This window comes from Steroidobacter sp., assembly GCF_016790065.1.
Lineage (GTDB): Bacteria > Pseudomonadota > Gammaproteobacteria > Steroidobacterales > Steroidobacteraceae > Steroidobacter.
The window spans coordinates 1-9,100 of record NZ_JAEUPY010000262.1 but is presented as its reverse complement, the minus strand read 5'-3'; the positions used below and the strand labels follow the sequence as shown (position 1 = coordinate 9,100).

Below are 9,100 nucleotides of genomic sequence, written 5' to 3'. Positions count from 1 at the left end.
CCGCTGCGACCGGTAGCGAGCGCCGGGTGCAACTCACCACTTCTCAAGGAACGATTGAGGTTGCCGTGTTCGGCACGCGTCGTGAGCAACGACAAGTGCGAGCTGCCAGCGGCAACACTCGAGTCACGGATCAGAAGAAGCCGGAGTCGGAACCGGTGGCGCCCATCGGCGGTGCGGTGGTGGCGGTATGCGTGCAAGCAGGAGAGCTGGTCGCCAAAGGCGCAGTGCTGGTCATTCTGGAAGCGATGAAGATGGAGCTGCCAGTGATTGCGCCGCGCGCAGGTAAGGTCGAAGCGGTGCTGGTGAGCAAAGGCGACGTGACTGCTCGCGGCAGCCTGCTGGTGAAACTTTCGCAGGCGCCTGCGGCCTGAGTGTGGGGGAACACATGAGTGCCAAAAAAATTGCGCTGGTCACCGGCACGGGCGGCGAACTGGGTGCAGCGATTGCCGCGCGCTTGGATAGCGAAGGCTATAGCGTCGTCGGTCTCGATCTGCGTGCGCCGGCCACTGCCGGCAACTATCGTCATTACAGCTGCGATCTCACCGATATTCCGGCGCTAGGAGCGACGCTCGAACAAATCCGCCGGGAAGTGGGGCCGATTCAATTGCTGGTGAACAATGCGGCTTATTACAACCCGGTTTCGTTCTGGGAACTGACGCCGGAACAGATTCAACGCACTTTGGCCGTCAATGTGACCGCGGTGATGTATGCGTGTCAGCAAGTCGCTAAACAGATGCGGGATGCGGGCGGTGGTGTGATCGTGAACATGGCGTCAATCGCCGGCCGCGGTGGCACGTCGCAGATCGACTATGGCGCTTCCAAGGCGGGTGTGATCAATCTCACTGGCACGCTCGGTCGCCTGCTTGCCGAGCACAACATTCGAGTCAACGCCATTGCGCCGGCTTTGATCGACGCAGGCATGGGCAAGGTGTTGCCGCCTGCGGTCAAAGAGAAATATCTGCAGACGACGCCGCTCAAGCGCGCGGCTCAACCCAGCGAGATTGCGAATGTCGTGGCATTCCTCGCGAGCGAGCAATCGAGTTACATGACCGGCGCGACCGTCGACGTGAATGGTGGGCTCTGAGCATGGGAAGTGTGTACGAAGCCATCGCTCCTCATGGCGAACTGCTGCGGCGGCAGGCGCTGGTGCATGGCGAACGAACTTGCATCATCGTCGATGATGAGACGCTGACTTATAACGAGCTGTTGCGGCGGGCCACAGCGCTGGCCAAGGGCATGTACGCGCAGGGCATCCGTCGCGGCGACCGTATCGGCGTGTGGATGCCTAACTGCACCGAGTTCTTCGTCGTTCACTTCGCGATCCAACTGCTCGGCGCCATTACTGTCACCATCAATGCTCGCTACAAGAGCTATGAGCTGCAGTACGCGGTCAAGCACTCGGATATTCGGCTGCTGTTCACCACCGATCGCATCGACGAGCACGTGAACTTCGGCGACTTGCTGTGGCAGACGTACCCGTCATTGTCGGCCGGCCGACGCCAGGGGCGGTTGCATCTGGAGGATGCGCCGTACTTGGAGAACGTCGTGCTGGTCGGTAGCAGCGAGCGTGCGCCGTTCGTGCCTCTAGCGGAGTTTGCAGCGACCGGGTCGCTGGTGGCCGAGTCGGACCTGGAGCAGTGTGCTGCGCCGGTGACCATCGACGACATCTCAGTGATGTTGTTCACGTCCGGCACGACGGCCGCACCGAAGGCCTGTCAGCTCACGCATCGAGGCATCTATCAGACTTGGGTGCACACTTATCCGGAGGCCGTGAAGTTGCAGCCCGGCGAGAAGGTGTGGGTGCCGATGCCTTGCTTCCATGTTGGTGGCATCGGTTTGACGGCCACGGCGGTGTCGCAGGGCGCGGCCTTTGCGACGTCGATTTATCACCAGGCGGCTGCGGCACTTCGGTTGATCCGAGATCATCAGATCGAACATTTGTATCCGGGCTTCTTTACTTTGATTCTGCCGGTGCTGCGCGAGCCGGATTACAGCAAGGCTGCGTTTGCCAAGGTGCGGAGCATGGTGGCGGTGGCGCCCTTCGAGACGCACAAACTCATGCAGGAGTATCTGCCCGAGGGGATTTTGACGTTGCAGCTGTTCGGTATGTCCGAGGCCAGCGGCTATGTGAGCTTCACGCCGTCTTCGTCCGATGAAGAGCATCGGCTGCGAACCAATGGCAAGCCCATTGCCGGCGTCGATGTGCGCATCGTCGATGATTCCGGCCAGATCGTGCCGGCGGGCGGGCAGGGCGAGATTCAGTTTCGGGGGCCGAACTCGTTTCATTCCTATTACAAGGATGCGGCGGCCACGGATTCCACCATCGTGGATGGCGGCTGGGTGCGCACTGGGGATTGCGGCAGCGTCGATGCTGAGGGGTATGTTTATTTCCTCGGTCGCATCAAGGACATGTTGAAGGTCGGCGGTGAGAACGTGGCTGCCGCGGAGATCGAGGCGTACTTGGGACGTCATCCGGCGGTGAAGATGTCTCAGGTGGTTGGCAAGCCTGATGAGTACTACGGCGAGGTGGCGGTTGCGTTTGTCGAGTTGATGCCTGGGAAAGAGGTTGACGCGGCAGAGTTGATCGCGTTTTGCAAAGGGCGCTTGGCCAGCTTCAAGGTGCCGCGCGAAGTGCGTTTCGTGACCGAATGGCCGATGTCGGCGACCAAGATTCAGAAGTTCAAATTGCGTGAGTTGTTGAAGACCGGCGGGGCTTGAGCGATGCGGGTCATCATTACTGGCGGTGCCAGGGGGATTGGGCTCGCGGTCGCGAAGTTGTTAGCGGTTGAGCCTTGGAATGGGCGGGCGCAGTTGCTGCTCGCCGGGCGCAACGTCGAGGCGCTTGAGGCCGCGGCTGCCGAGTTGCGTGGGCTCGGCGCTGAAGTTGTTACTGAAACAGCAGATTTGTTGGATGAGGAAGCACCTGCTCGCGTCGTGCGACGTGCGGAGGCAGCGTTCGGTGGGCTCGATGGGCTGGTGAGTAACGCCGGCATGATCAAAGTCGGGCCGTTGGCGTCGCTTACGGTGGCTGACTATGAACAAGTGTTCTCCGTGAACACGCGAGCGACTTTCTTGCTGGCCCAGGCGGCGTATCCCTTATTACGTCAGTCACGAGGCTCCATCGTTGCGACGTCCTCGCTAGCAAGCGAGATGCCGACGCCACCGCTCGGCATGTACAGTGCGAGCAAGGCGGCGTTGGTGATGATGATTCAGCAGATGGCCGTGGAGTGGGGCGCCGACGGCATTCGATGTAACTGCGTGTCGCCGGGCTCGACACTCACACCGATGACCGAGAAGGTTTACGCGAATGATGTCGAGCGTGCCAAGCGAGAGCGAGCCATCGCGCTACGAAGAATCGCGAAGCCGGAAGAGACGGCACAGGCCATCGCGTTCCTGCTAGGACCGCGAGCCAGCTTCATCAGCGGCGTGAACCTGATGGTCGACGGCGGTGCCAGCCTGATGTTCATGACCCTGACCGGCGCTGGCAGCGCCCACGACGTGTAACGACACGCCCAGGAACGTTCCGTGTCGCGAGTTCGTAAGCCCTGCTGGCCGTCACGCACGGCGCCTCGCACAGCCTGATGCTCGGGCTGTAACAACGGCTATCAAAGCTGGCGTAACTGAGGAGACGTTCGGCTTTATTTCTTCCGCCGATCAATAAACTGCCTCACCCGCTGCAACGTCTCGGCCGAGGCCTGCAACACAGTCAGTCCTTCGACCGAATAATCAAACTCAGCGCGGTCGATGCCGCGATTGATCAAGCGTTTGCCAACCGCAAGAGCCAGCGAAGAATTCGCGGCGATCTTGGCCGCCAGTTCCAGCGAAGCTGGCAACAACTGCTCATGCGGCACTACCCGTTGCACCAGCCCAGCCTGCAGCGCCTGCTGAGCATCGAGCCGCTCGCCGGCCATGACCATCAGCTTAGTCATCTGCCGACCAATCACATGCGGCGCTCGTAGCACGCCGTAGCCAGGCACCAAACCGAGCGCTGCCTCAGGCATACCGAAGACGGCGTGATCCGAGGCGAGCACGATGTCACAAGCGAGCGTCAGCTCGCAGCCGCCCCCCAAAGCCAAGCCATTCACGGCAGCAATAACCGGCAGCGGGCAAGTCTCCAGCGCGGCGAACCCATTCATGGCATCGATTTGATAAGCCCGTTTGCTTTCGAGCGTAGTCAGCGTGGCGAAGCCAGCAATATCGCCGCCGGCGCAAAAGGCTTTATCGCCAGCGCCGGTGAGTACGATGGCGCGAGTGCGACCATCGGAAGTGAGCTCATCGAGCGAGCGACGCAGGTCGCCCCAGAACTCGGCAGTGAGCGCATTGAGTTTCTCGACGCGGTCGATCTGTAACAACGTCACCGCATCGTGCGGGACGATCTTGATCTGGCCGTGGCGGCGTTCGGAAGCAGTGTCTTGGCTCATGGCTTACAGATTACGAATGGTTCAAAAAGCCCAGCACCGCGGCGCTGAAAGCATCGTTGCGATCGCCGGCGACCATGTGGCCGGCGCCGGCCACGTCGACGTACTGAGCGCTGGGAATCAAATCCAGAAAATGCCGAACGTTCTCCGGCGTCACCAGTTCGCTGCGTTGACCGCGAACCAGCAAGGTCGGCACGCGCACATTCCGGGCCGCCGTCTCATAACGTTGCAATTGGAACTGCGGACTGGCGCGCAGCCGGTCGAACAACCGCGGATCCCAATGCCAGTAGTAGCGGCCGTCCTCGCGCAAGCGCAGGTTACGTTGCAAGCCAGCGCTGCTGGCAGGTCGCGGGCGATCTGGAAGATAGGCAGCAACGGCGTCCGCAGCTTCATCGACAGTGGCGAATCCCTGCGGATAGCCTTGCATGAAAGCGAAGATGCGTTCTTCACCGGCCGGATCCACCATCGGCGTCACATCGACCAACACCAGTTGGCGTGCCACCTGCGAAGCACTTTCGCCAACGGTGAGCAATGCGACGAAGCCGCCGAGCGAGGCGCCGACGATGGCGGGCTTGCCTGGAATCTGCCGCAGCACCGAGCGCAGGTCTTCGACTTGTAAGTCGAGAGAGTAGTCGCCGTTCGAATCCCATTCGCTATCGCCGTGACCGCGCAGGTCGAGCGACACGACATAGAAGCCCGCTTCGACGAGTGCGCGAGCAGTGCTGCCCCAAGCGTGTCGGGTCTGGCCGCCGCCGTGAAGCAAGACGACCGCGGGTGCCTGCGGATCGCCGCCGACGTCGGCGGTCATTTGCAAGCCATGTCCCTGAAACTTTGTAGTGATCACGAAGCAGTGCGCAGTGGCCGGAAAAAATTGCGAAGGTCTTTGACCAGAGCCTCGGGCTCTTCCCACGCGGGAAAATGACCGCCAGCCTGCATGACACTCCAATGACGAATGTCGTAACTGCGTTCGGCCAACGAGCGAGGCGCGTGAATGGAGCCTGCGGGAAAGCGTGCATGCCCCGTGGGGACGGTCACGCGAGCGCCTTCGGGAAGCGCAGTAACACCTTGCCGCCTGGAGTAATACAGCCCGAACGAGCTGCTGATGCAGCCGGTCAGCCAGTACCAAGTGATCGTGTCCAGTAGTGCGTCCTTGTCGAAGCGTCGTTCGAGGTCGCCGCCACAGTCGCTCCATTCGCGAAACTTTTCAATCAACCACGCTGCCAGAGCCACCGGCGAGTCGCTCAATCCATACGCCAGAGTTTGCGGTCGCGTTCCTTGAATGATGGCATAGCCGGCATCGTCCCGATTCCAACGGGTGAGCTCGGTGACATAGTCGCGCTCTTGATCGGCGGCGGGTTCTGCGGGGCGAGGCAGAATCAGCATGGTCAAATGCAGGCCGGCGAGCAATTCAGAGTGAGCATGAGCCAGGCGGGTGCCGACATGGGCACCCCAATCGCCGCCATGCACGGCGAAGCGACGATAGCCGAGCACTTGATGCATCAACGCCGCCATCACATCCGCGCTCTGAGCCAGGTCGAGACGCGGCTGACCCGGTCGATACGACAATCCATAGCCAGGCAATGACGGAGCGACGACAGTGAACGCGTCACGAGCATCGCCACCGAAGCGCGCCGGATCGGTCAGCATTGGCAGAATGCGCGTGAACTCGAGCACTGAGCTGGGCCAGCCATGCAGCAACAACAGCGGCATCGGCGCCGGGCCGACGCCAGGTTCGTGAATGAAGTGCAGATCGATGCCGCCGAGCGCTGCGCTGAAATGATGCAGCTGATTCAGCGCTCGTTCGCGCACCCGCCAGTCATAGCCATCGCGCCAATAGTCGACCAGGCTTTGCAGATAATGCAGATCGGTGCCTTGCCGCCAGCCGGCGGCGGCCTCGGGCTGATCCGGCCAACGCACGGCTGCCAGCCGCGCACGCAAGTCGCTCAGCGCCTGGTCTGCAAAGTGAACGGTCAGCGACTGTGGCATGAATCCACCATGCCGCAGGCTCGCGGTCGGTGTTGCCTATCGAAAGATAGAAGACCGGCCCGGCGCTGGCCGGCAGTGTGCCAGCGTCGGGACCCAGGAACGTTGTATTGAACTCCGTGACCCCCTCCGAAAGCCTTGCTGACAGCGCCGTAAGCTCCCGAACGTCTGCCCATGACCGGGGCAATTACGCGTGGTACGTGCTGTTCCTGCTCACGTTCGCGTACACCGTGGCGTTCATCGACAGGCAGGTGTTGAACCTGCTGGTCGAGGACATCAAACGCGACTTGTTGTTGAGCGATACGCAGTTGAGCCTGCTGCAAGGCCTGGCCTTCATGGGCTCGTACATTGCGTTCTCGCCGTTGTTCGGCCGCTGGGCGGATGTGGCCAACCGTCGCAACATCTTGGTTGCCGGTGTCGCGACTTGGAGCGTGTTCTCGGCAGCGTGCGGGCTCGCCGAAAACTATTGGCAGTTGTTTCTGGCGCGTGCCGCAGTGGGCGCCGCTGAAGCCTGTCTCGCGCCGGCAGCCTGGTCGTTGATCGCGGACTATTTCAATCGCGAACGCCTGCCCCGAGCCATGAGCATCTTTCTGATGGGGCCGTACATCGGCGGCGGTCTGGCGATGATTGCCGGCGGCATGGTGATCGGCTCCATGAGCGGCCTGATCGAAACGTTGCCCATGCTGTCTGGCATGCAGCCTTGGCAGCTCACCTTCGTGATGGTGGGCACGCCTGGCGTGCTGCTGGCATTCGTCCTGCTGAGCATTCGTGAGCCGGCGCGGGGCGCGCACAGTGCGAGTTCGCAAGACCGCAGTTTTTCCCTGCGTGAAGTCATCGCATTTCTATGGCAGGGGCGGGCGTTCTACGTGCGTTTTTATTTGGGCATGGGACTGATCGTCATCGTGCTGTATGCATTGCCGGCGTGGATTCCGGCATTCCTGATGCGCACGCATGGCGCCGATCCGACCACAGTAGGTCTGCAATATGGCGTGCTCGTGTTGATCATGGGATCGGCCGGCGTGCTCAGCGGTCCGTTCGTCGATCGTTGGTTGGCGGGGCGCGGCTATGCGGATAGCCCGATTCGAACCGCTGCCATCGCCAGCGTCGCGCTGGTGGTGTTCACAGCCTCACTGCCGTTGATGCCGGGCTTCTACGGGGCGTTGGTGGCTGCCGCCGGCGGCACCTTCTTTTATAGCTTGCCGCAGGCCATGTCGGCGGCGGCGTTGCAGTTGGCCACACCCAATCGCATGCGAGGCATCGTCGCGTCGCTGTATTTGTTCGTGTTGTCCGTGATCGGGCTGGGGGCCGCGCCGACGGTGGTGGCCTTGGTAACCGATCGTGTGTTCGGCGATCCTGCCAAGGTCGGTGTGTCGCTTGCGGTCGTGTGTGCGACCAGCGCTGCCGGCGCGGCGCTGCTGTTGTTTTCATCGCTACCGCACTATCGGCGAGCGTTGGAACACAGCCGGGCAGTGGCATGAATGGCTGCCTATCGTCGGTCCTATCTTTGGGTAGGTTTGCTGGCCGGCGCGAACACCTAGTTTGGGCTCAGGTCCAAAACCGTCTTCAGATAAGCACATCGAGGTGAGGGGGATGAGTCAATACAACAACAAGCGAATCGGCAGCGCGGTGCTGAAGTTGGCGACGCTCGGCTTTGCGGCATCGTTGGCGCCGGTGTCGTTGACGCATGCACAGAGCGATTCCGACACGGGCGCCGAAACCGCGAATTCTTCGACGTCGGTGCTGTTGGAAACGGTGTTGGTGAGCGCACGTAAACGCGCCAGCAACGAAGCCGCCGAAGACACGCCGGTCGCTATCTCGGCTTTCGGTGCGCAACAGTTGGCGGCGGTGTTCGCCGACAATCTCGATGACATCGGCAAGCTCGCACCCAGCGTCGGTTTGAAGCCGACCAGTCAGGTGGGCGGCCAAAACTTCACCATTCGCGGCATGGGCGTCTCGGGCACCACGGCATCGGACGAGCCCGCCGTCGGCATCGTGCAGGATGGCGTCTACTGGGGATCGAACTATGGCGCGATGCTCGACACCTTCGACGTGGAGTCGATCGAAATTCTGCGCGGTCCTCAGGGAACATTGTTCGGCCGCAACGTCACTGGCGGCGCGGTACTGGTGCGCACAGCACGGCCCAGCGGCGACTTCGACTTCGCCGCCCAAACAGTCGTCGGCAATTACGGCCGCTTCGACCTGTCGGGCAAGATCGAAGCCCCGGTGATCAAGGACAAGCTGGCGGTCAAGCTGTCGGTGCTGGATCGCAATCTGGATGGCTACTATCACAATCTGGCCAACGGCAAAGACTTCGGCGAGAACAACTCGACGCTGGTGCGCGGTACGCTGCTCGCGACCCCTACCGACAACTTCGAAGCGTCGCTGATCCTGGAAAAATACAAACAGGATGGCGATTCCACCGCGGCAGTGGGTTGGGAAGTGGCTGGCAACGGACCCTACGTCTCTGGCTTCCGCCAGCCGCGCAATTGGTGGGACGTGCAGCTCGACAATCCCGGTTATTCCAAGATCGACGTCAACATGGCGGTGTTGGAACTGAATTGGGAAGTGCTGAACGGCAAGATCACCTCGATCACCGGCTATCGCGACGTGGAAGTGGACAACACCACCGACTTCGACGGTTCGCAGTTCAGCTATTTCAATCAGTCGATCTTTTTCGAACAGGATCAGTTCAGCCAGGA

The 9,100-nt window shown here is 61.3% G+C and carries 9 protein-coding genes; 6 read left to right on the top strand and 3 right to left on the bottom strand.

Annotated features, from left to right (window positions below; translation table 11 throughout):
• From JNL55_RS11540 to JNL55_RS11525, 4 genes are all read left to right on the top strand, one after another.
• A partial coding sequence (locus JNL55_RS11540) for an acetyl-CoA carboxylase biotin carboxyl carrier protein subunit (protein ID WP_293852974.1) occupies window positions 1–371 on the top strand: 371 nt, incomplete at its 5' end.
• 14 nt (window positions 372–385) lie between these two features.
• Window positions 386–1,084: an SDR family NAD(P)-dependent oxidoreductase gene (locus JNL55_RS11535; RefSeq protein ID WP_293852973.1), complete on the top strand. Its 699-nt coding sequence runs from the start codon at window positions 386–388 to the stop codon at window positions 1,082–1,084.
• Window positions 1,085–1,086: 2 nt separating this feature from the next.
• The gene (locus JNL55_RS11530) at window positions 1,087–2,718 is read left to right on the top strand and encodes a class I adenylate-forming enzyme family protein (protein ID WP_293852972.1); all 1,632 of its coding nucleotides are present in this window, start codon (window positions 1,087–1,089) and stop codon (window positions 2,716–2,718) included.
• Window positions 2,719–2,721: 3 nt separating this feature from the next.
• Window positions 2,722–3,504 carry an SDR family NAD(P)-dependent oxidoreductase gene (locus tag JNL55_RS11525; RefSeq protein ID WP_293852971.1) on the top strand — a complete coding sequence of 261 codons (783 nt, stop codon included), beginning with the start codon at window positions 2,722–2,724 and terminating at the stop codon, window positions 3,502–3,504.
• 134 nt (window positions 3,505–3,638) lie between these two features.
• Here the strand turns inward: JNL55_RS11525 and JNL55_RS11520 are convergent, their stop codons facing one another.
• Genes JNL55_RS11520 through JNL55_RS11510 form a run of 3 tightly spaced genes read right to left on the bottom strand, consistent with a single transcriptional unit; the run spans window position 3,639 to window position 6,404 of the window.
• Entirely contained in the window at window positions 3,639–4,421 is a 783-nt protein-coding gene (locus tag JNL55_RS11520) for an enoyl-CoA hydratase/isomerase family protein (RefSeq protein WP_293852970.1), read from the bottom strand.
• Between the two features lie 10 nt (window positions 4,422–4,431).
• The gene (locus JNL55_RS11515; protein ID WP_293852969.1) at window positions 4,432–5,226 is read right to left on the bottom strand and encodes an alpha/beta fold hydrolase; all 795 of its coding nucleotides are present in this window, start codon (window positions 5,224–5,226) and stop codon (window positions 4,432–4,434) included.
• 32 nt (window positions 5,227–5,258) lie between these two features.
• Window positions 5,259–6,404 carry an epoxide hydrolase family protein gene (locus tag JNL55_RS11510; RefSeq protein WP_293852968.1) on the bottom strand — a complete coding sequence of 382 codons (1,146 nt, stop codon included), beginning with the start codon at window positions 6,402–6,404 and terminating at the stop codon, window positions 5,259–5,261.
• Between the two features lie 197 nt (window positions 6,405–6,601).
• Between JNL55_RS11510 and JNL55_RS11505 the strand changes: the two genes are divergently transcribed.
• Together JNL55_RS11505 and JNL55_RS11500 are read left to right on the top strand one after the other, a co-directional pair.
• The gene (locus tag JNL55_RS11505) at window positions 6,602–7,879 is read left to right on the top strand and encodes an MFS transporter (RefSeq protein WP_293852967.1); all 1,278 of its coding nucleotides are present in this window, start codon (window positions 6,602–6,604) and stop codon (window positions 7,877–7,879) included.
• A gap of 112 nt (window positions 7,880–7,991) precedes the next feature.
• The coding region (locus tag JNL55_RS11500; RefSeq protein ID WP_293852966.1) for a TonB-dependent receptor at window positions 7,992–9,100 on the top strand (1,109 nt) is incomplete at its 3' end.

Bases quoted from the DNA above. Each gene is read 5' to 3' on its own strand.
- JNL55_RS11535 (WP_293852973.1), top strand. From the start codon at position 386: ATGAGTGCCAAAAAAATTGCGCTGGTCACCGGCACGGGCGGCGAACTG.
- JNL55_RS11530 (WP_293852972.1), top strand. From the start codon at position 1,087: ATGGGAAGTGTGTACGAAGCCATCGCTCCTCATGGCGAACTGCTGCGG.
- JNL55_RS11525 (WP_293852971.1), top strand. From the start codon at position 2,722: ATGCGGGTCATCATTACTGGCGGTGCCAGGGGGATTGGGCTCGCGGTC.
- JNL55_RS11520 (WP_293852970.1), bottom strand. From the start codon at position 4,421: ATGAGCCAAGACACTGCTTCCGAACGCCGCCACGGCCAGATCAAGATC.
- JNL55_RS11515 (WP_293852969.1), bottom strand. From the start codon at position 5,226: ATGACCGCCGACGTCGGCGGCGATCCGCAGGCACCCGCGGTCGTCTTG.
- JNL55_RS11510 (WP_293852968.1), bottom strand. From the start codon at position 6,404: ATGCCACAGTCGCTGACCGTTCACTTTGCAGACCAGGCGCTGAGCGAC.